At 72.9% G+C, this 20,553-nt stretch carries 18 protein-coding genes and 1 tRNA gene; 8 read left to right on the top strand and 11 right to left on the bottom strand.

Features of this window, described 5'->3' with window-relative positions; genetic code table 11:
• Positions 1 to 888 precede the first annotated feature (888 nt).
• The gene (locus tag ABD332_RS54925) at positions 889 to 3,177 is read right to left on the bottom strand and encodes a S8 family serine peptidase (RefSeq protein ID WP_344514244.1); all 2,289 of its coding nucleotides are present in this window, start codon (positions 3,175 to 3,177) and stop codon (positions 889 to 891) included.
• Between the two features lie 62 nt (positions 3,178 to 3,239).
• Between ABD332_RS54925 and ABD332_RS54920 the strand changes: the two genes are divergently transcribed.
• A complete protein-coding gene (locus tag ABD332_RS54920; RefSeq protein ID WP_344514242.1) occupies positions 3,240 to 4,829 on the top strand; it encodes a phytoene desaturase family protein in 1,590 nt (529 codons plus the stop codon).
• Here the strand turns inward: ABD332_RS54920 and ABD332_RS54915 are convergent.
• A complete protein-coding gene (locus tag ABD332_RS54915; protein WP_344514240.1) occupies positions 4,820 to 5,281 on the bottom strand; it encodes an SRPBCC family protein in 462 nt (153 codons plus the stop codon). The genes ABD332_RS54920 and ABD332_RS54915 overlap by 10 nt on opposite strands.
• A 9-nt stretch (positions 5,282 to 5,290) precedes the next feature.
• Between ABD332_RS54915 and ABD332_RS54910 the strand changes: the two genes are divergently transcribed.
• Positions 5,291 to 7,171 carry a glycerol-3-phosphate dehydrogenase/oxidase gene (locus tag ABD332_RS54910; protein ID WP_344514238.1) on the top strand — a complete coding sequence of 627 codons (1,881 nt, stop codon included), beginning with the start codon at positions 5,291 to 5,293 and terminating at the stop codon, positions 7,169 to 7,171.
• Between the two features lie 120 nt (positions 7,172 to 7,291).
• Positions 7,292 to 7,567, top strand: coding sequence for a hypothetical protein (locus ABD332_RS54905; protein WP_344514236.1), 276 nt, complete (start codon positions 7,292 to 7,294; stop codon positions 7,565 to 7,567).
• Here the strand turns inward: ABD332_RS54905 and ABD332_RS54900 are convergent.
• The gene (locus ABD332_RS54900; protein ID WP_344514234.1) at positions 7,550 to 8,257 is read right to left on the bottom strand and encodes a S8 family serine peptidase; all 708 of its coding nucleotides are present in this window, start codon (positions 8,255 to 8,257) and stop codon (positions 7,550 to 7,552) included. The two genes, ABD332_RS54905 and ABD332_RS54900, sit on opposite strands and share 18 nt — an antisense overlap.
• A gap of 203 nt (positions 8,258 to 8,460) precedes the next feature.
• Here ABD332_RS54900 and ABD332_RS54895 point away from each other — a divergent pair, with 203 nt between their 5' ends.
• Entirely contained in the window at positions 8,461 to 11,601 is a 3,141-nt protein-coding gene (locus ABD332_RS54895; protein ID WP_344514318.1) for a diguanylate cyclase, read from the top strand.
• Positions 11,585 to 12,196 carry an HD domain-containing protein gene (locus ABD332_RS54890; protein WP_344514232.1) on the top strand — a complete coding sequence of 204 codons (612 nt, stop codon included), beginning with the start codon at positions 11,585 to 11,587 and terminating at the stop codon, positions 12,194 to 12,196. The genes ABD332_RS54895 and ABD332_RS54890 overlap by 17 nt, the downstream gene beginning before the upstream one ends.
• On the opposite strand, the gene bfr is transcribed toward ABD332_RS54890, so the two are convergent.
• The 3 genes from bfr to ABD332_RS54875 all read right to left on the bottom strand — a co-directional run bounded on the left by bfr (position 12,171) and on the right by ABD332_RS54875 (position 13,226).
• Positions 12,171 to 12,653, bottom strand: coding sequence for a bacterioferritin (gene bfr / locus ABD332_RS54885; protein ID WP_344514230.1), 483 nt, complete (start codon positions 12,651 to 12,653; stop codon positions 12,171 to 12,173). The two genes, ABD332_RS54890 and bfr, sit on opposite strands and share 26 nt — an antisense overlap.
• A 21-nt stretch (positions 12,654 to 12,674) precedes the next feature.
• Positions 12,675 to 12,863, bottom strand: a complete 189-nt coding sequence (locus ABD332_RS54880; protein ID WP_344514228.1) for a (2Fe-2S)-binding protein — start codon at positions 12,861 to 12,863, stop codon at positions 12,675 to 12,677.
• 72 nt (positions 12,864 to 12,935) lie between these two features.
• Positions 12,936 to 13,226, bottom strand: coding sequence for a DUF4031 domain-containing protein (locus tag ABD332_RS54875; RefSeq protein WP_344514226.1), 291 nt, complete (start codon positions 13,224 to 13,226; stop codon positions 12,936 to 12,938).
• A gap of 31 nt (positions 13,227 to 13,257) precedes the next feature.
• Between ABD332_RS54875 and ABD332_RS54870 the strand changes: the two genes are divergently transcribed.
• A complete protein-coding gene (locus ABD332_RS54870) occupies positions 13,258 to 14,649 on the top strand; it encodes an FAD-binding oxidoreductase (protein WP_344514224.1) in 1,392 nt (463 codons plus the stop codon).
• A 28-nt stretch (positions 14,650 to 14,677) separates the two neighbouring features.
• Here the strand turns inward: ABD332_RS54870 and ABD332_RS54865 are convergent, their stop codons facing one another.
• Entirely contained in the window at positions 14,678 to 15,262 is a 585-nt protein-coding gene (locus ABD332_RS54865) for a TetR/AcrR family transcriptional regulator (protein ID WP_344514222.1), read from the bottom strand.
• 246 nt (positions 15,263 to 15,508) lie between these two features.
• Here ABD332_RS54865 and ABD332_RS54860 point away from each other — a divergent pair, with 246 nt between their 5' ends.
• Positions 15,509 to 16,315 carry a class I SAM-dependent methyltransferase gene (locus tag ABD332_RS54860; protein WP_344514220.1) on the top strand — a complete coding sequence of 269 codons (807 nt, stop codon included), beginning with the start codon at positions 15,509 to 15,511 and terminating at the stop codon, positions 16,313 to 16,315.
• Between the two features lie 219 nt (positions 16,316 to 16,534).
• Here ABD332_RS54860 and ABD332_RS54855 read toward each other — a convergent pair whose 3' ends face one another.
• The 4 genes from ABD332_RS54855 to ABD332_RS54840 form a co-directional block, all read right to left on the bottom strand.
• Positions 16,535 to 17,113: a DinB family protein gene (locus ABD332_RS54855; protein WP_344514218.1), complete on the bottom strand. Its 579-nt coding sequence runs from the start codon at positions 17,111 to 17,113 to the stop codon at positions 16,535 to 16,537.
• Between the two features lie 80 nt (positions 17,114 to 17,193).
• Positions 17,194 to 17,267, bottom strand: a tRNA-Pro gene (locus tag ABD332_RS54850).
• Between the two features lie 61 nt (positions 17,268 to 17,328).
• Positions 17,329 to 18,492: an alpha/beta hydrolase family protein gene (locus ABD332_RS54845; RefSeq protein ID WP_344514216.1), complete on the bottom strand. Its 1,164-nt coding sequence runs from the start codon at positions 18,490 to 18,492 to the stop codon at positions 17,329 to 17,331.
• Complete coding sequence (locus ABD332_RS54840) at positions 18,489 to 19,382, bottom strand: metallophosphoesterase (RefSeq protein WP_344514214.1); 894 nt, start codon at positions 19,380 to 19,382, stop codon at positions 18,489 to 18,491. The genes ABD332_RS54845 and ABD332_RS54840 overlap by 4 nt, the downstream gene beginning before the upstream one ends.
• A 77-nt stretch (positions 19,383 to 19,459) precedes the next feature.
• On the opposite strand from ABD332_RS54840, the gene ABD332_RS54835 reads away from it, so the two are divergent.
• Positions 19,460 to 19,912, top strand: a complete 453-nt coding sequence (locus ABD332_RS54835; protein ID WP_344514212.1) for a GatB/YqeY domain-containing protein — start codon at positions 19,460 to 19,462, stop codon at positions 19,910 to 19,912.
• Positions 19,913 to 20,553 lie beyond the last annotated feature (641 nt).

Genomic DNA, 20,553 nt, shown 5'->3' with positions numbered 1-20,553 from the left:
GGGCAAAGGGTGGTCGGGTGGTGGCGGTGGCGGGTGCGTCGATGAGGCCGGTTTCTGCGGAGCCGTGGGGAGAGACCGATGAGCGGTGGGCGGCGTCGGGCTGAGGGTTTGGTCGGTCGGTGCCATTGACCGGTGTGTCGGCGAGGCCGGCGCCGGCGGAGCCGCAGGGGGAGGCCGTAAAGCGGTGGGTGGAGTCGAGTGAGGGGTTGGTTCGGTAACGGCGGCTGGAGTGTCCGCGAGACCGGTGTCGGCGGTGTCGGACGGGCCGCATTGGGAGGTCGAGGAGCGGTAGGCAGCGTCCGGATCTCAGGGATTGGTTGGGTAATGGAGGCCGGTGTATCGGCGAGGCTGGCGCCGCAGCGCCGGAGGGGTTCGAAGGCTAAGGGTTGGTTTGGGTGGCAACGACGGCGGTGGTCGATGCGTCGGCGAGGCCGGCGTCCGCGCTGTTGCACGGGGGCGCAGGTCAATTGGGGATCGGTGGGTGATCGGCGGTGGCCGGTGTCGGCGAGGCCGGCGCTGCGGTATCGGAGGGGCCGCGGGCAAGGGGTTGATCGGGTGGTGGCGGTGGCCGGTGCGTCGATGAGGCCGGTTTCGGGGGAGCCGTAGGAGAGACGGACGAGCGGTGGACAGCCTCGGGCTAAGGGTTGGTTGGGCGGTGTGTTGGCGAGGCCTGCGCTGGCGGCGTCGGCGGAGCCGTGGGGAAGACCGTGAAGCGGTGGGTGGCGTCCGGCTAGGGGTTGGTTCAGTGGCCGGTGTCGAAGGGGCCGCAGGGGAAGCCGAGGAGCGGTGGACGGCAGGTTCAGAGGTTGGTTGGCGTGACCGGTGTGTTGGCGAGGGCGGTGGTGGAGGGCCGCAGGGGAAGGTCGAGCAGCGGTGGGGGCTGCGGGGTTAAGGGGTCGGGTGGGTGGCGGTGGCGGTGGCGGCGGTGACGGCGGCCAGGGCGTCGACGAGGCCGGCACCCGCGGTGTCGGTGGGGCCGCAGGAAGAGGTGGAGATGTCGACGGGCTGGGTGGTGTGGATGAGGATGGCGCGGGTCTGTTCGATGTTGCCGATGAGGGCGGGGTTCGCCGCCCACATCAGGGCGACCACGCCCGCCACGTGTGGGGTGGCCATGGAGGTGCCGCTCAGGGCGCCATAGCCGCCGCCCGGCAGGGCGGAGACGACGGCGGCGCCGGGGGCCATCAGGTCGGGCTTCGGGAGGTTGTCGGGGGTGGGGCCGCGGCTGGAGAAGGAGGCGACCTGCGACGTGCTGGTGACGGCGCCGATGGTGAAGGTGGCGGCGTAGTTGGCCGGGGGGTCGGTGACGGTGGCGCAGCCGGGGCCCGTGTTGCCGGCGGCGGCGACGAAGAAGATGCCGGCGGCGGCGAAGGCGTCGACGGCGTGGCGCAGGGAGCGGGTGTCGCAGCCCTCGACGGAGGGGCAGCCCCAGGAGTTGGTGAGGACCTGCGGGGCGCGGTCGGGCTGGCCGTCGTGCATGGGGTCGGCGCCCGGGTGGAACGGCGCCAGCATGAACTGCAGGCAGCTCAGATAGTTGGCCATGCTGCCCAGGTTGCGCGGGAGGTTGGAGCACGCGATCCACTGCGCTCCCGGAGCGACCCCCACGCCGGCGCCGACCGCGGTGGCGAGGGTGTGGGTGCCGTGGCCGTTGTGGTCGGCGGGGGCGGCGGTGTGGTCGACAGGGTCGAACCAGGAGTCGTCGGAGCCGCGGAACGACGTGCGCAGCGCCGGGTGGGTGACGTCGACGCCGGAGTCGGAGCTGCCGACGACGATGCCGCGCCCGGTCGTGAAGTGGGACCACACCTGGTCGGCCTTGATGAGGGTCAGGTTCCACGGCGGGGCGGTCGGGGCGGGCAGCACGCCGCGGGTCGGTGCCGCGACGGCCGGCAGCGGGCGCAGCCGCGGGTTGAGCAGGACGCGGTCGACCTCGGGCCGGCCCTCCAGCCAGCGCCGCGCGAGCGGCCCGGCGGCCACCTCGATGCCGTTGACCAGGTAGAAGGGCGTGTAGTCGATGCCCCTGGAGCGCAGCGCGCCGCGCAGCGACGCCTGCGAGCGCTCGGCGGTGCCGACGAGCCGCTCATAGGTCTGCCGGATGCGGGTGGTGCGGTCGGGCACCTCGCGGAGGCCGCTCAGGTCGGCCTGCTCCTTCATGATCACGAAGAGGTGCTCGCCGTGGAAGCCGGGCTGGCCGAGCGTCGCATACACGGTGGCGCCGCCCGCGAGCACGACGGCCGCGGCGAGCGCGGCGAACCCGGGCCGCCACACGATCCGCCCGGTCGCCGGCACCGCCGCCGCGGTGACCGCCAGCGCCAGGACCAGGCCGGCCAGCGCGCCGATCGCCGACCAGAACGCCACGTCGCGCAGCCCGAGCAGCAGCGACGTCTCCTCGGGGTCGACCAGGGCGAGCGGGCCGAACAGCGCGGGCGCCAGCAGGGCCAGCGCCGACGGGTGGCCGCGGCGGGCGAGCGCGGCCAGCGCGAACGCCAGCGGCGGCACCGCCACCATCGCGAACAGCTGCACCGCCGGCTCGCCGACGCCCGCGACGAGCGTGACCAGGCCGACCCCGGCGGTCAGGCCGCCGATGGCAGTGCCGCCCCAGACGCTGCGGATCGAGGAGCCGGCGTCGGCGAGCGCCGTGGCCGGTCGCACCGCGAGCCAGGCGACCGCCACCGCGGCGAGCGCGGCCAGGACCGTCTCCACCTGGCCGCCGAACGCGCCGACCCACAGCCACGGCAGCAGCGCGACCAGTCCGATCGCGAGGCACAGCCAGAACAGCCAGCCGCTGGACCGGGGCGCCCGCCCCCGAACGGCGCGGTGCACGGTCGCGGCGACCGCGGCGGTCACGGCGAGCAGCGCCAGATAGCCCTCGTGGGCGGTGGTGGGGATGATCCGCGCCGTGCCGAGCAGCCCGCCGAGCAGCGCGGTCAGCGCCCACTGCCTGCCCGCGACCTGGGCGAACGCGACACGCGACAGCCGGGCGAGCAGGAAGGCGGGCCCCGTGACCAGAAGGGCGGCGAGCCAGCCCGCGGCCGGCCACACGAACGACGGCAGCTCGAATCCCAGCGCGAGCAGGCCCTCGCCGACGACCCAGACCCCGGCGTGGACGGCGACCGTGACCGCCACCGCCCAGAGACCGAGGACAATGGTCAATCCCAGCGCCCAACCCCGTGATCGACCCATGGCCGCACTCTACGACTCGCCTACGACAGTTTCGGATGAGCCGCGGGGGCAAACTGAGGGGCATGCGGGAAACGGTCGACGCGGTGGTCATCGGCGCCGGGCACAACGGTCTGGTCGCCGCCAACATGCTCGCCGACGCGGGCTGGGACGTGCTCGTGCTGGAGGGCACCGGGCACGTCGGCGGCGCCGTCCGCTCGGCGGAGATCACCGCGCCCGGTTTCCTGAGCGACCTGTGCAGCGCGTTCTACCCCCTCGGCGCGGGGTCGCCGCCGCTGCTCGCGCTCGACCTCGAGGCGCACGGGCTGCGCTGGACGCACGCGCCCGAGGTCGTCGCGCACCTGTTCCCGGACGGGCGTGCGGCCGTGCTCAGCCGGGAGCTGGACCTCACGGCGGAGTCGCTGGAGCGGTTCGCACCGGGCGACGGTTCACGTTGGCGGCAGGTGTACGAGCAGTGGCGCCGACTCTCCGCCGACCTCCTCCCGTCGCTGCTGACCCCGTTTCCCCCGGTCCGTTCCGGGGTGCGGCTCGCCGCCCGCGCCGGGCTCGGCGAGGCGCTGCGGCTCGGCCGCCGGTTCCTCGTCCCGGCCCGGGTCCTCGGCGAGGAGCTCTTCCACGGCGACGGCGGCCGGCTGCTGCTCACCGGCCTGGCCCTGCACACCGACCTGGCCCCCGACGACGCGGCCAGCGGCGGCTTCGGCTGGCTGCTCGCGATGCTCGGCCAGCAGCACGGGTTCCCGGTGCCCGTCGGCGGCGCCCAGCAGCTCACCGACGCCCTGGTCCGCCGCCTCGGGCGCCGGGGCGAGATCCGCACGGGCGCCATGGTCGACCGGGTGGTCGTCGGCGGCGGCAGGGCGCTCGGTGTCCGGTGCACCGACGGCCGGCTGGTCCGCGCGCGTCGCGCCGTCGTCGCGGACGTGCCGGCGCCCACCCTGTACCAGAGCCTGATCTTGCAAGAGCACCTGCCGGTCCGGCTGCTGCAGGACCTGGAGGGTTTCCGCTGGGACAACGCCACGCTGAAGATCGACTGGGCGCTGTCGGGCCCGGTCCCGTGGATCTCGCCGGACGTCGCGGGCGCGGGCACCGTCCACCTCGGCACCGACCCCCAGCGGTACGCGGCGGACCTCGCCGCCGGCCGCGCGCCCGAGGACCCGTTCCTGCTCATCGGGCAGATGACGACGGCCGACGCGACCCGCTCGCCGGCCGGCACGGAGTCGCTGTGGGCCTACACGCACCTGCCGCGCCCCGCGAAGCCCGGCGAGGTCGACGCGGAGATGGTCCGCACGCAGATCGCCCGGGTCGAGGACGCGGTGCGCCGGCACGCGCCAGGCTTCGACGACCTGGTCCTGGCGCGGCACGTCAGCGGCCCGGCGGAGCTGGCGCAGAAGAACCCGAGCCTCGTCGACGGCGCGATCAACGGGGGTACCGCGGCGGCGTTCCAGCAGCTCGTCTGGCGGCCGGTGACCGGTCTCGGACGCGCGGACACGCCCGTGGACAGGCTGTTCCTGGCGAGCTCCAGCGCCCACCCCGGCGGCGGCGTGCACGGTGCCGCCGGCGCCAACGCGGCCCGGGCGGCGCTGGCCCGCCACCGTCCGCTGCTCGGCGACGCCTACGCCGCGGGCATCGGGAGGGCGATGCGGGCGATCTACCGGTGAGCCAGGCGGCGGGCGACCGGTGACCGCTCCGCGAGATCCGCCAGCCGGGTCAGCGCCTCGCCGTTGCGGTAGTGCAGCACCACGTCGCCGATCTTGTTCTGGACCGCGAGCATCGGCCCGCTGGTGAACTGCTCCTGCATCGTCACCCGGGTCGCCTGGGCGTCCAGCGGGTCGAGCGTGAAGCGCACCTGCCCCACGCCCGCGGGCCACAGACGGACCCTGAGCAGCAGCATCCGGCCGGGAATCCAGTCCAGCGACTCGCTGTGGTCCTTGATCGACATCGGCCATGGGCCGGCCTTGTGGCGCAGCCGCGAGCCGGGCTCGGGCCATGCCGGGTCGACGTCGCGGATGTGCGCGGTGCCGACGACCCAGTCGCTGTAGGTCCACCCGTCGGACAGGACGGCGAAGACCTGCTCCACGGGCGCGTTGATGATGCGTTCGGTGATGGACACGATGATGTGATGCCCCGTGACGGGCGCGGCTACCGTAGTGAGGTGCGCCGTGAACCCTCCACGTCCCGTTTCGAGGCCAGCCGCCTGTCGCCCGCCCGCCGCGCGCAGGACGTCTCCAGGCTGCGCCGGGAGCGCTTCGACGTCCTGATCATCGGCGGTGGGGTCACCGGCGCCGGGGCGGCGCTCGACGCCGCGTCCCGCGGGCTGTCCGTCGCGCTCGTCGAGGCCCGCGACCTCGCCTCCGGCACGTCCAGCCGGTCCTCGAAGCTGATCCACGGCGGCCTGCGCTACCTGGAGCAGCTCGAGTTCGGCCTGGTCGCCGAGGCGCTGCAGGAGCGCGGGCTGCTCGCGACCAGGCTCGCGCCGCACCTGGTGCGGCCGGTGCCGATCCTGGTGCCGCTGCCCGCGCACCGGGGGCTGACCGGCGTCGTCCAGCGGGTCTGGCAGCGGGCGTACTACGGCGCCGGCGTCGGCCTCTACGACGCGTTCGCCACCGCCGCCCAGCTGCACGGGTCCGCGCCGCGGGGGATGCCGCTGCACCGGCATCTGTCCCGCACGGAGACCCACCGCCGCTTCCCGTCGCTGCGCGAGGACGCGATCAGCGGCGCCATCCAGTACTACGACGGCCAGGTCGACGACGCCCGGCTCGTCGCGACGCTCGCGCGCACCGCCGCCAGCCTCGGCGCGGCCGTCGTGCCCAGCGCCCGTGCGGTCGGGCTGCTCCGCGACGCGCGCGAGGTCACCGGCGTGCGGGTCCGTGACCTGGAGTCCCGCGAGGAGTTCGAGGTCCACGCCCGCACCGTCGTCGCCGCGACCGGCGTGTGGATGGACGACATCGCCGGCCTTCTGTCCGGCACCGGCCCGAGGGAGTCGGCGGGCATGCAGGTCCGCGCCAGCAAGGGCGTCCACCTGGTGGTGCCCCGCTCCGCGATCACCGGCGAGGCCGGCCTGATCCTGCGCACCCAGACGTCGGTGCTGTTCGTCATCCCCTGGGGCGGGCACTGGATCATCGGTACCACCGACACCGACTGGAACCTCGACCGTGGCCATCCGGCGGCCTCGGCGACCGACATCTCATACCTGCTCGGCCAGGTCAACGAGGTCCTGGACCGGCCGCTGTCGACCGCCGACATCGAGGGCGTCTACGCCGGCCTCCGGCCGCTGCTGTCCCGCGAGGCCCGCCACCGGCAGCCGCACAGCAAGGACGAGCAGACCTCCGCGCTGTCGCGCACCCACGCCGTCGTCGAGCCGATGCTGGGGCTGATGCTGATCGCCGGCGGGAAGTACACGACGTACCGGGTGATGGCCGCCGACGTCATCGACCGCGTCGCGCACCGCCTCGGCGGCCTGCGCCGGCACGGTGGGCTGGTCCCCGCTTCCCGCACCGCCGACCTGCCACTGCTCGGCGCCGACGGCTACCACTCGCTGTGGACCAACCGCGCAGACCTCGCCCGCCGGCACGGGATCTCCGTCGGCGTCCTGGAGCACCTGCTGGAGCGGTACGGCTCGCTCGCCTTCGACGTCCTCGCCCTGGACCCGTCGCTGCGCCGCCCGCTGCCCGGCGCGCCGGAGTACCTCGCGGCCGAGGTGGCGTACGCGGCGCTCGCCGAGGGCGCCCTGCACCTGGAGGACGTGCTGACCCGCCGGACCAGGATCTCCTTCGAGACCGACCACCGCGGCGCCGCCTCGGCCTCGGAGACCGCCGCGATCATGGGCGAGGTGCTCGGCTGGGACGCCGCGACCCGGTCCACGGAGATCGACCACTACCTGGCACGGGTCGCGGCGGAGCAGGAGTCGCAGCGCATGCCGGACGACCTGACCGCCGACGCCGCCCGCCTCGGCGTCCCGGACGTCCGCGGCTTCCGGTCAGACCGCACGGCGATCGCATAAAGACCGCATAAAGATCGCATGAAGGCCGCACGGCGGTCGCACGGCGGTCGCGGGAGAAATGAGCAGACCTTGACGAAGTCCGAGCAGCGTCCGGCATAGAAACCGGACGATGATGCTCGCATGGTGTGGGGCATCGGGGTCGGCATCGTGCTGCTACTGGTGATCGTGGCGGTCGCCGCCGCGAAGCGGTCGGGACGGCGGGAGCTCAGCCGCGAGGAGGTGCTGCGCCGGGCGCGGCTCGCCGGCGGGCAGGTGGCGCGGTCGAGCCGGAACAACCGGCGCGGCGCCGGACGCCGCAGGGGCCGCGGCGGCTCCGACGGTGACGCCGACGGCGACGACGGCGGCAGCGACTGGGGCGGCGGCGACTCAGGCGGCGACTCAGGCGGCGGCGACTGAAACGCTGACGAAAGAGGCGACTGAAACGCTGACGAAAAAGAAAAGCGCAGACGTCAGGCCCGGCCGGACGAACACCTCACTTCCAACGCTTCGCGGACCAGGTGCTGGAGCTCGCCCACGCCGCCCGGCAGCGCCGTGGCGGTGCTCTTGAGCAGCGCCTTGACCTGGTCGGAGGTCGGGGGTGAGGGTGGGGCGCTTCTGCAGGAGCAGGGCGATGCCGCCGGACGTCACCGCCGCGGCCTGCGAGCTGCCGCTGCCCCGGAAGTACCGGTCGCCCACGCGGGCGCCCGGGTAGGTCTGGTCGAGGTAGGAGCCCGGGTCACGCAGCGACACGATCTGCTCGCCGGGTGCGAGCAGGTCCAGGTTGCGCGCGACACCGCGGGAGTTGAACGACGACGCGGTGTCGTCGGCGCTGCTGACGGTGTTGTCGACCGAGGCCGAGCCGACGGACAGCACCGACGGGTCGTTGGCCGGGTTGGTGAGCGTGGCGACGGTGCCGGCGTTGCCGCCCGCGGCGACGACGACGACACCGTTGCGCCACGCGTTCTCGACGGCGTAGTTCAGCGGGTCGTAGAAGGTCGGCTGGGTACGCGAGGGTGATGATCCGGATCGGGTTGGCCTTGTCGTCGTTGCGGTGCTGCACGGCCCAGTCGATCCCGGCGATGACCTGCGAGACGTCCACGGCGCCACCGGAGGCGCCGACCTTGGCTCACCCAACATGCGGGAGTGTTCACAGATAGTCACGTCGCGCGGACGCAAAGGGACATTCGGCGCCGACGAACATCCAGCGGGTGGACACCGGACGGCCAAAACCTGCTGAACACCTCATCGGCGACCCCGGAAGGCCGATCAAGTTGACAATGAACGTGCAGGGCGGCCCAGCACCGGTGACGATGGATCCAGTCACCGGTGCTCATTCGCGTGCCGCGCTGGACGACGCCCTGCACGACGTCGCCGGGTGCAGCCTGCTGCTGTTCGACGTCGACCACTTCAAGACGGTCAACGACGCCTTCGGCCACCTCCGCGGCGACCTGCTGCTGCGCCAGCTCGCCGACCGGATTGCCGAGCTCATCCGCACCGACGACATGCTGTTCCGCTACGGCGGCGACGAGTTCGTGCTGTTGCTGCCCAACACCGGCGCCGACGAGGCGCTGCGCCTCGCGATCCGGCTGACCGACGAGATCCGCGCCCGGGAGTTCGCCGGCACCCCGCCGCTGCACCTGTCGATCAGCCTCGGCGTGGCGACCAGCCCCGTCGACGGTACCGATGGCGAGACCCTGATCGCCGCCGCCGACCGCCGCAATTATCTCGCGAAGCGCCGCGGCCGCGGGCAGGCGGTCGGCGACGACGTCGAGGTCTCGGGCGGCCAGGGCGGCGGCTCGTCCCGGCTGTGGGAGCGCGACGCGGCGCTGAGCAGCACGCAGGAGTTCCTCACGCGGGTCGCCGCCGGTGGCCACGCCGCCCTGCGGATCGTCGGCCCACCGGGCGCGGGCCACACCCGTTTCCTCCGGGAAGTCGCCCAGATCGCCCGTTTGCGCGGTTTTCCGGCGGTACTGGCGGCGGAGCGAACCCCCGGATGCATCCTGCTGGCGGACGTGGGTGACCCGCTGCCGGAGCTCGGGGACGCCGCGGCGATCGTGTACGCGACCACGAACCCGCGCGACGACGACCCGCGCCGCACCGGGCTGCGCGAGGCCGTCGTCGAGCTGACCCCGTGGTCGCCGGCGACGCTGCGCATCTGGATGCGCATCGCCCTGGCCGGCGAGCCCAGCAAGGCGCTGGTCGACCGGCTCGTCGAGCGCTCCGGCGGCCTGCCGGCGAAGGCCGAGGCGGAGCTGGCCCGGCTGCGGTCGCAGGGCGAGCTCATCGGCGCTTCCGACGGCACCTGGACGGTCAAGCCACCGAAGGCGAGGCGCCGCCGCAGCCGGCTGCCCGTGCCGATGACCCGGCTCGTCGGACGGGACCGGGAGACCGCGAAGGTCGCCGCCCTGATCCGGGACGCGCGGCTGGTCACGCTGGTCGGCCCCGGCGGCATCGGCAAGACCCGCCTGTCGCTGGCGGCCGCCACCGTCGCCGCCGACGACTTCGAGGGCGGCGCCGTGTTCGTGCCGCTCGCCGACAGCACCGACGCCGAGCAGATGACCGCCGCCCTGGCGCGGGCGCTGCAGGTCAGCGAGCTGCCCGACCAGCACCTCTTCGACACCGTGCTGGACCAGCTCGAGGAGTCGGAGCTGCTGCTGGTCCTGGACAACTTCGAGCAGGTCGTCGACGACGGCGCGGCCCTGGTCAGCGACCTGCTGGCCGCGGCGCCGGGGGTCCGCGCCCTGGTCACCAGCCGGGAGCGGCTCTCGCTCTACGGCGAGCAGGTGTACCAGGTGCCGACGCTCGCCGACTCGCCCGCGGTGACGCTCTTCGAGCAGCGCGCCCGGGCCGTCGACGCCGACTTCGAGATCACCATCGACACGGCGCTGCCGGTCGCGGCGCTGTGCCGGCGCCTGGACGGCCTGCCGCTCGCCATCGAGCTGGCCGCCGCGCACATCGACCGCTGGACCCCCGACGAGTTGCTCAACCACCTCACCGAGCACCTCGACCGCGACCTCGACTCCCTCGGCGGCGCCGGGCCGCGGGACCTGCCGGCGCGGCAGCAGACCCTGCGCGGGGCGATCGACTGGAGCTTCGTGCTGCTCGACGCCGAGGGGCAGCGGCTGCTCACGGAGCTGTCCGTGTTCGCCGGCGGCTGGACGGCCGCCGCCGCGCTCGCCGTCACGCTGCCCGGCGGCGACCTCGACCTGCTGGTCAAGCGGCTCGAAGGGCTCGTCGACAAGCACCTGGTCGTCCGGGACGAGGACGACGGCCGGTTCCGGCTGCTGTCGACGATCCGCTCGTACGCCAGGCACCGGCTCGGCGACGAGGCCGCGCCCCTGGACCGGCACGCCGACTTCTACGCCGCGTTCGCGGAGGCGTCGGCCGCCGGCCTGTCCGGGCCGGAGCAGGTCGAGTGGACCGGCCGGGTCGAGGCGGACTACCAGAACGTGCGGGCCGCCTTCGCGCATGCGGGCGTGGGCATCAAGACCCGGATCTGTCTGGGGCTCTGGCGGTACTGGCGAAACGGCGCCCACATCAACGAGGGTCGCGAATGGCTCACGGCGCTGCTGGCGGCCCCGGGACTCGAGGACGGCGCCCTGGCGCGGCTGCTGCACGCCGCCGCCATCCTCGCCGCGACCCAGGACGAGCACGAGGAGGCGTTCCGCTACGGTGCCTCCGCCCTGGAGAAGGCGACCGCGGCGGGGGACCGCGCCACCGTGGGCCACGCGCACAACGCGATGGGCATCGCGGCGATCGGCGGCGGCGACCACGCGGCCGCGACCGAGCAGTTCGGGCACAGCCTGGCGATCTGGCGGGAGCTCGACGTGCCGCAGGGGGTCGCCGCGTCGCTGGGCAACCTGAGCAAGGTCTCCCTGTCGCAGGGTGAGATCGCGGTCGCCGAGCGCTACGCCACCGAGTGCCTCGCGCTGGAGCGCGCCGCCGGCAACACGCGGGGCATCCTGCTCGCCCTGGAGTGCCTCGGGCAGATCATGCTCGCCCGGGGCGACATCGCCGCGGCCCGCGAGGCCCTCGACGAGAGCCTCACCCTCAGCCGGCAGATCGGCGACGCGTTCGGCGCCGCGATGGCCCAGCACCAGCTCGGCCTCGCCGCCCGGCTGGAGGGCGACCGGGTCGAGGCGCTGCGGCTGCTGGTGACCGCACTGGTCACCCGGCACGAGGTCGGCGACCGGCTGGACCTGGCGATCTCGCTGGACGTGGTCGCGGCGCTGGTCGCGGCCGACGACCCGGGGCACGCGGCGCGGCTGATCGGCGCCGCGGACGGCCTGCGGGCCCGGCACCGGCTCACGGAGCCGCCGGACGCGCAGACGCTGCGCTCCGTGACGCTGCCGCTGCTGCCGGACCACCAGCGCGACCGCGCCGCGGGCCGGGCGGTCAGCATCGAGCACATCGTGGAGGCCCTACAGTCCTCGTATGGTGTCGTTGGCTGACTGGCAGCGCCTGTTTCCCGGTGATGCTTCGATCGGGGCCGATCTGATCGCCCGCTGGTCGGAGCCGCACCGGCGGTACCACACCCTCGACCACCTGGGATTCATGCTCCAGGTCATCGACGATCATGGCGATGCCGCCGACGACGTCGATGCCGTGCGGATGGCGGCGTGGTTCCACGACGCGGTCTACGAGCCGTTCGCCGCCGACAACGAGGAGCGCAGCGCCGCCCTGGCGCTGGACGTGCTGCCCGGCCTGGGCGTCCCGCCGGACCGGGTGGCCGAGGTGGCCCGGCTCGTCCGTCTCACGGCGGGCCACACCGTCGCCGGCGGTGACCGCAACGGCGCCCTGCTCGCGGACGCCGACCTCGCCATCCTCGCGGCGCCGCCGGCGGACTATGCCCGTTATGCGGCGTCTGTACGAGCGGAGTACGCGGCTGTCCCTGAGGAAGCCTTCCGCTCCGGGCGGGCACAGATCCTGGGGTCGTTCCTCGCCGAGCCATCGCTGTTCCGCGCGGTGCCGGCGCGGGCGGAGTGGACCGCCCGCGCACACGACAACCTGCGGGCCGAGATCACGACGCTTCTGGGTGCTCCGTGACGTTCTGTAGATACAAGGGCTCGCCCAGCTTCTCGATGAGGGCCAGCTGGGTCTCCAGGTAGTCGACGTGGTGCTCCTCGTCCTCGAGGATCTCCTCGAAGATGTTGGCCGACGTCACGTCGCCGATCGAGCGCATGTATTCGATGCCGCGCCGCAGCCGGTCGACGGCCTCCATCTCGATCTGCATGTCGCACTTGAACTGCTCCGGGACGGTCTCGCCGATCCGCAGCGCGAAGAGGCGCTGGTAGTTGGGCAGACCGTCCAGGAACAGGATCCGGTCGGTCAGCACCTCGGCGTGCTTCATCTCGTCGATCGACTCGTGCCGGGTGTGTTTCGCCAGGACCGTATATCCCCAGTTCTCCTGCATCTTGGCGTGAAGGAAGTACTGGTTGATCGCCGTGAGCTCGGCGGTCAGTTGTTCGTTGAGAAATTCAATGACTCGTGCATCCCCCTGCATGTGGGCAGGGTAGCCGCTTTTCTAGGCCAAAGCGGGCAATACAGCATTCGGCGCCTCGGCCTCGATCAGGTCCGCCACCCGATCGAGGCAGGTCCCGCAGCCGGTGCCGGCACCGCACTCGTCGCCGACGGCGTCCTCGCTGTGCGCCCCGGCGCGGATGACCCGCCGGATCTCGCACTCCCGGACGCGGGCGCAGATGCAGACATACACGGTTGCACTCCTCGCTTAGCCTTACCTAAGCAAGGGTCGCCTAAGTTACCCCCAAAAACAACCCCTGAGCAGCTATTTCACTGTCCTGGATGCGTCCGCTGAACCGGACAAATGTCGTGGCCGACGCAGCCCGGCAGCTTTCAGGCGCGCCACGATCTCCTTGCCGGTCACCCGCTCCGCACCCAGCCAGACGGCTCGCTGCGCCATCTCGGCGGGCACGTCGTAGTGATCCCGCTCGAACCCACGCCGCGGCGCCCCCAGCAGCTCCGCGAACGCGTGCAGCTCCGCCACCGACACGTCGCTGATCAGATGGGCCCAGAACCTGCCGTGCGCCGGCCACCGCGGCGTGTCGATGTAGAGCACGCCTACTAGCCTGCCAAACATGGATCTCAGCATGGATCTCATTCAGGCGCTCCGTGCCGCACTGCCTCACGAGGGTGGTGTCCTCACCGACCCGGACCTGCTGCGTTCGTACGAGCACGACGAGGCCGACCTGTGCGCGTACGGCACCCCCGCGGTCGTCGTCCGTCCCCGGACCACCGGCCAGGTCTCCGCCGTCCTCCGCGCCGCGAGTCGGCACCGCGTCCCCGTCATCCCGCAGGGCGCCCGCTCCGGCCTGGCCGGCGGCGCGAACGCCATCGACGGCGCGATCGTGCTGTCCCTCGTCGCCATGAACGAGATCATCGACATCGACGCCGCGAACCGTGTCGCCGTCGTCCAGCCCGGCGTCGTCAACGCCCAGCTCCGCCGCGCCGTCGCCGACAAGGGCCTCTACTACCCGCCTGACCCCGGCTCCTGGGAGCAGTCCACCATCGGCGGCAACGTCTCCACCGACGCCGGCGGCATGTGCTGCGTCAAGTACGGCGTCACCAGCGACCACGTCATCGGCCTCGAGGTGGTCCTGGCCAGCGGCGAGGTCCTCAACTGCGGCCGGCGCACCGCCAAGGGCGTCGCCGGTTACGACCTCACCAGCCTCTTCGTCGGCTCCGAAGGCACCCTCGGCGTCATCACCGAGATCACCGTCAAGCTGCGCCCCGCGCCCGCCGACTCGCTCACTCTCGTCGCCGTCTTCGACACCCTCCCTGCCGCAGGCGCCGCCGTCTCGTCCGTGATCGCCTCCGGCCTGCAGCCCAGCATGCTGGAGGTCATCGACCGGGTCAGCCTCGGCGCCATCGAGGCCTACCGCCCCATGGACCTGCCCACGACCGCCGCCGCGCTGCTCATCGCCGCCGTCGACTCCGGCAGCCGGGCTCCCGACGACCTCGCCGCGATCGCCGCCCTCTGCCGCCACGCACAGGCCTCCGACGTCCACGTCGCCACCGACAGCGTCGAGGCCGACGCCCTCCTCGCCGCCCGCCGCCTCGCCCACCCCGCGCTGGAGCAGTTCGCCGCGCAGCTCTACCCGGGCGGCGGCGGCATCATGGTCGACGACGTCGCCGTCCCGCGCACCCGGCTCGTCGAGCTCATCGAAGGCATCGAGTCCATCGCCGCGACCCACGGCGTGGTCGTCGCCACCGTCGGCCACGCCGGCGACGGCAACCTCCACCCCATCATCGTCATCGACCGCTCCGACCCCACCAGCCTGGCCCGTGGTCAGAAGGTCTTCGACGCCATCATGTCCCTGGGCCTGGCCCTCGGCGGCACCTCCACCGGGGAGCACGGCGTCGGCCTCCTCAAGCGCGACTGGCTCGCCCGGGAGATCGGCCCCACCGGCCTGAAGGCGCACCGCTCGATCAAGGCCGCCCTCGACCCCGACAACATCCTCAACCCCGGCAAGATCTTCTGACGCCGCATCTTCTGGCGCCGCGCGCCCGTCAGCCTCGCACCGGTAGGGCGGCGCTGATGGTCGCGCGGACCGTCTCGGCGGCCGGCGGGGCGACGCGGCGGTCGGCGTAGAGCAGATGACCCGTGCCGATCAGCATCCTCGCCAGGGTGTCGGTGTCGGCCCCCGGGGCGATGCGGCCGAGGCCACGCTCGGCGGCCAGATAGGCGGCGATCGAATCCGCCGCCTCCTGCAACACCGGCAGGCTCGTGGGCCAGGTCTGGCGCAGCCTGGCACGCAGCTCGTCCCGGAACGTCATCAGCGGCACCACCGCCACCGCCACCGAGGTGAACAACTCCTCCAACGCCTCGGCGACGTTGTCCTGGACGGTGCCCGTGCCCACGGCGGCCTTCAGGGCCTCCCCGCGGGCCATCGTCCGCCCGGCGTGGTCGCGGACGAGCTCGACGAGCAGGTCGTCGAAGTCCTTGAAGTGCCGGTGCAGGACGCCCTTGGCGCAGCCCGCCTCCGCCGTGACCGTCCTGCTGGTCAACGCCCCCGGCCCGTCCCGCAACAGCACCCGCTCCGCCGCGTCGAGCAACTGCTGCCGCGCGTCGCGTAAGGCCACCCCAGTCGGCACCGTGTCTCCGTCCTGCTGTTCCGGGCTCGCGCCCCTACATGTGGGCGCTCGCCCATTCCGAATGGGCGCTTGCCCATTTATAGTGGGCGCATGGTCACTCTACCGCCGTCTTCGCCCGCGCCCCCTCCGTCCCTCGACCCGGCTTCGGGTCCGTTGCCGACTTCGGGTCCGTCGTCAGGTCCGGATCCGTCGTCAGGTTCGGGGCCGTCGTTGGGTTCGGGGTCTTCGTCGCGGCCGGGTCCGGCGTTGTTGTCGTCGCAGCCGGGTCCGAGCCCGGAGCAGCGCCGGGCGGTCGCCGAGTCGTTCGGCGTGGACGCCGGGCGCTACGACCGGACCCGCCCCGCCTACCCGGAGGCGCTGATCGCCCGCATCACCGCCACCGCACCCGGCCCAGACGTCCTCGACGTCGGCTGCGGCACCGGCATCGCGAGCCGCCAGCTGCGAGCCGCCGGCCACACGGTGCTCGGCGTCGAGCCGGACCCCCGGATGGCCGCCGTCGCCCGCGCCGTCGGCATCGACGTCGAGGTCTCGACCTTCGAGTCCTGGGACCCCGCGGGCCGTTCCTTCGACGCCGTCGTCGCCGCCACCGCCTGGCACTGGGTGGACGCCTCGGCGGGCGCGGCCAAGGCCGCTGAGGTGCTCAGGCCGGGCGGCCTGCTGGCGGCCTTCTGGCACACCTGGGAGCTGCCTCCGACCGTCGCGGAGACCTTCGCCGAGGTCTACCACCGGGTCCTGCCCGACACCCCCTTCACCATCCAGGCATCGGTGCAGGGCGTGGCGATGTACCGCCCGATGTTCGTCCAGGCCGCCGACGGCATCCGCGCGACCGGCGCCTTCACCGCGCCGGAGGAGTGGACCTTCTCCTGGGAGCACGCCTACACCACGGCCACCTGGCTCGATCAGCTCCCCACGTCAGGCTCCCTCACCCGCGTGCCCCAGGACCGCCTGACCGAGATCCTGGACAGCGTCGGCACCGCCATCGACCACCTCGGCGGCACCTTCACGATGCCCTACACCACGGTCGCCATCACCGCCCTGCGACACATCCAGTAGCCACCGCCGCCGGCCAGCCGGTAGCCGCCCGCAATCTCACCGTCTCCAACGCGGACGGATGCCAACGCGGACGGATGCCCACACCGACAGGTCCCGACGCCGCCGCGCCCACCGGCGCAGGTGCGACCCGCGGCTGCTGGGGCTCCTACCGCCGCGCCCTCGATGAACACGACAGCTCCGCTCGCCACGACGGCCGCGCTCGCCACCGGAACGCAAGCGTCACCCGTCAACGGCCTCCTTCGCCGCGCGCTCCACGCGGTTGTAGTGGCTCGCCCACCAGGCCTTGTCCTCGGCCGGCAGGTTGTCGTTGCCCTGGTGTAAGCCGGCGGCGCCGTCGATCAGCTCGCGGATGATGTCGGCGTGACCGGCGTGGCGGTCCGTCTCGGCGATCATGTGGATCAGGACCCGGTGCAACGTCACGTTGCGGTGCCCGGCGGACCACCACGGCACCTGCCCGGCGGCGTCGAGCGGCAGCGCCTCGATCGTGGCGTCGGAGTGCGCCCACACCCGCCGGTACAGGGCGACGATCTGCTCGCGACTCTCGTCAGGCGTGGCCCACGTGTCGGCGCTCGGCTCGGCGCCCGGACCGATCCACGGCATCGGCTCCTCGAACGGCCGGCCGAACGTCACGCCGAAATAGCCCGACTCGACGCTCGCCACGTGCTTCACCAGACCGAGCAGGTTGGTGCCCGTCGGCACCAACGGGCGCCGGACGTCATATTCCGATAGCCCTTCCAGCTTCCACAGCAGCGCATCGCGGCCGGACTGCAGATAGCGGTGGAGGTCACCTTTGCTCATGCCCGCAGCATCCCACGGGGGTACGACAAAAAAATGAGTCAGGGCCGGCCTCCCGTGTGGAAGACCGGCCCTGGACGCTGTCGGGGTAGCCGGATTTGAACCGACGGCCTCTTCGTCCCGAACGAAGCGCGCTACCAAGCTGCGCTATACCCCGAGCGTGCCGGGTAATCGTAGCCCACGCTCGGCAGGGCTCCAACTCGGTATCCCCTGTCGCGTCAGAGGGACTTGAGGAAGGTGCTCACGGTGGACTCGTAAGCGGCCGGATCGAGGTTCCAGCTGCGGCAGTGACCGGCCTCGCGGGTCTCGACGAGCTGGACGGATGGGCAGGCCGTGGCCAGGGCGACCGTCGGTTCGGGGGCGACCGTGCGGTCGTCGTGGTCGACGTACAGCAGGGTCGGGACGTCCAGGGGCACGTCGCGGTAGTTCAGATCGGCGGAGCGCACGCCCAGGCGGTGCTGGATCAGCTTGAGGGCGGTCCAGGTCCACAGGGGCGGGACGTTGAGCTGGCGGGCATTCATCCGCAACGTCGCGATCCAGTCGACGACGGGGCAGTCCAGGACGATCCCGCGGACGAAGCCGCCGTGGTCCCACGAGCGCAGCAGGTTGAGGATCGCGGCTCCGCCCATCGACCAGCCGTACAGGATCACCTGGCGGGCTCCGGCGGCGCGGGCGTAGTCGATCGCCGACAGCACGTCACGCCACTCGGTGTGGCCGAGGTGGAACAGGGCGTCGGGGCTCGGGAACGCCTCCGGGTCGTTGCGGTACGTGACGACGAGCGTGTTGTGCCCGGACGCGGCCAGGGTCGGCAGGATGCGCAGGGCCTCACCGCGCGGCGCGCCGCGGCCGTGGACGGCGACGATCCAGGTGTCATCGGCGGGACCGGTCGTCGGCGGCACGAGCCACGCCGGACAGTCGCCGAGCTCGGCCGGGACGCGGACCTCGTCGAAAGGGAGCCCACGGGCCGACATGGGGTCACCTTCATAGACATAGCCGGTGGTGTACCCCTTGAGCCCGCTGGTCAGTGTGCCGCGGGTCAGCGACGTGATCTCACGGGTCACGCTCGCCCGGTCGGCGGCGATGACGGGCCCGAGGACCGCGTGGCCGGCGGGCCACACGAAGGCGAGCGGCATCGAGCGGGCCGTGTCGGGAGTGCGGGTCAAGGTGATGCGGTTGCCGGCGTACGCGCGAACCCGCACCGGCCAGGCCCGCACGGCATTGGCGTTGAGGACCTGACCGGCCAGGAGCCAGCCGGCGCCCGCGGTGCCCGTCGGCAGCAGCACGGCGAGCCCGGCCGCACCAGCCACGCCCGCGTACGCGGCCCGGCGGGGCCACTTACGGACGGCGGCGGGCGCCGCGGGGACGGCCGGCGTGGCGGTCATCGCGGGACGAGGGTCAGGATCGACGCCTCCGGCGGGCACGAGAACCGGACCGGCGCGGTCGGGTGGGTGCCCAGACCGGCGGAGACGTGCAGGAACGCCGAGGAGAACGGCCACCGGTGCAGGCCCTTCGCCATGCGCCGGTCGAGGCCGCAGTTGGTCACGAGCGCCCCGAAGAACGGCACCGCGACCTGCCCGCCGTGGGTGTGCCCGGCCAGGAGCAGGTCGAAGCCGTCGTCGGCCATGCGGTCCAGGACGCGGGGCTCCGGCGAGTGCGTGAGCCCGATGCGCACGTCGACGTCCGGTGAGGCCGGCCCGGCGACGCTGTCGTAGTCGTCGCGGCCGATGTGCGGGTCGTCGACGCCGACCAGCTCGACGGTGCGGCCGCCGGCCTTGATCGTCGTCCGCGCGTTGTTGAGGTCCGACCAGCCCGAGCCGGTGAGCACGTCGCGCAGCTCCTCGGTGGGCAGGACGGCGCCCTGCACATACGGCTTGTCTCGATCGAAATACCCGAACGGGTTCTTCAGCACCGGACCGCGGTAGTCGTTGCTGCCGAACACGAAGGCGCCGGGCCGATCGAGCAGGGGCGTCAGCGCTCGCACCACCGCGGGGACGGCATCGACGTGCGCCATGTTGTCACCGGTGACGACGACCAGGTCCGGATCGGTGCCGGCGAGCTCGGCGATCCAGCGCTGCTTGCGGTGCTGGCCGGGGGTGAGGTGGAAGTCACTCAGGTGCAGGATCCGCAGCGGCTCCGCGTCGGGCGCGAGCACCGGCACGTCGAACCTGCGCAGCGTGAACATGTTGCGCTCGACGAGCGAGGCATAGGCAAATGTGGCGGCACCGGCCGCAACGGTACCGACGGCAAGTCGCCGGACAGTCTTCGAGCGCATTGCTTCAGCGTACCGGGCTGCCCTCAGCGGCCCTTTACAACCGAATTTGTGTCAGACCCCGCGGATAGACTTGCCTCATGTTGAAGGAGCGCCTGGAGTCCGACTTGCGCACGGCCATGAAGGCCCGCGACGGGTTGGTGACCTCGACCCTGCGGATGGCGATCACCGCGGTGCGTAACGCCGAGGTGGCCGGCGAGGCCGCCCGTGAGCTGTCCGACGAGGAGATCCTCTCGGTGCTCACCAAGGAGGCGAAGAAGCGGCGCGACGCCGCCGAGGCCTTCGCCGGCGCGGGCCGGGAGGCTCAGGCGGCGAAGGAGCGGGCCGAGGAGGAGATCCTCGCCGGATACCTGCCTGCCCAGCTCTCCGACGACGACCTCGCCGGCATCGTGCGCGACGCTCTCGCGGCGGAGGGGCTGAGCGGGATGGCGAGCATGGGCAAGGCGATGAAGGCCGCGCAGGCCGCGGTCGCCGGCCGGGCCGAGGGCGGCCGCGTCGCAGCCGAGGTCCGCGCCCAGCTCGCGAAGTCCTGACCGACGGAGCCTGACCGAGTCCGAGCAGGGCTGACCGAGCAGGGCTGACCGAGCAGGGCTGAGAGACGACGGAGGCAGGCAGAGGCTGAGCGAGGCTGACCGACGGAGCCCGTGTGACCGAGGCACTCAGGTCGGAAGGGCTGAGGGGCGACCAGCTCGCGGAGCGCTGAGCCGCGGCCAGAGGGCCGTTGCAGCGCCCTTGCAAGCTGGACGCCCGTCCAGCGTCCGGTTTCGGGGCTTGCACTTGGGTGCGACTCGGCACTCGCGGGCTGACGCCTCGTTCGGCGCTCGGCCTCTGGTCTCGGTGCTCAGCGGCCCTCGCCACCCCGCTCTGCCCCGATCCTGCAACTTCGGCCACAGCCCGGCCTTGGCCCGCCCCCTGCCCTGGCCGGGTGCGCCCTGGCCTGTCCTGCCTGGCGTCCGCCGACCGTGACCCACCCGCCCCGGACCCGCCCTTGCCTGCCTTTGGCCCACCCGGCCCGGCCCGGCCCACCCGGCCCGGCCCACCTGGCCTGGCCCACCTGGCCTGGCCCACCTGGCCTGGCCCACCTGGCCTGGCCCACCTGGCCTGGCCCACCTGGCCTGGCCCACCTGGCCTGGCCCACCTGGCCTGGCCCACCTGGCCTGGCCCACCTGGCCTG

Origin of the sequence: Dactylosporangium maewongense (genome assembly GCF_039531485.1) — a bacterium.
GTDB lineage: Bacteria > Actinomycetota > Actinomycetes > Mycobacteriales > Micromonosporaceae > Dactylosporangium > Dactylosporangium maewongense.
Note: the sequence above shows the minus strand (reverse complement) of the source record. Positions and strands in the feature narration are given on the sequence as shown.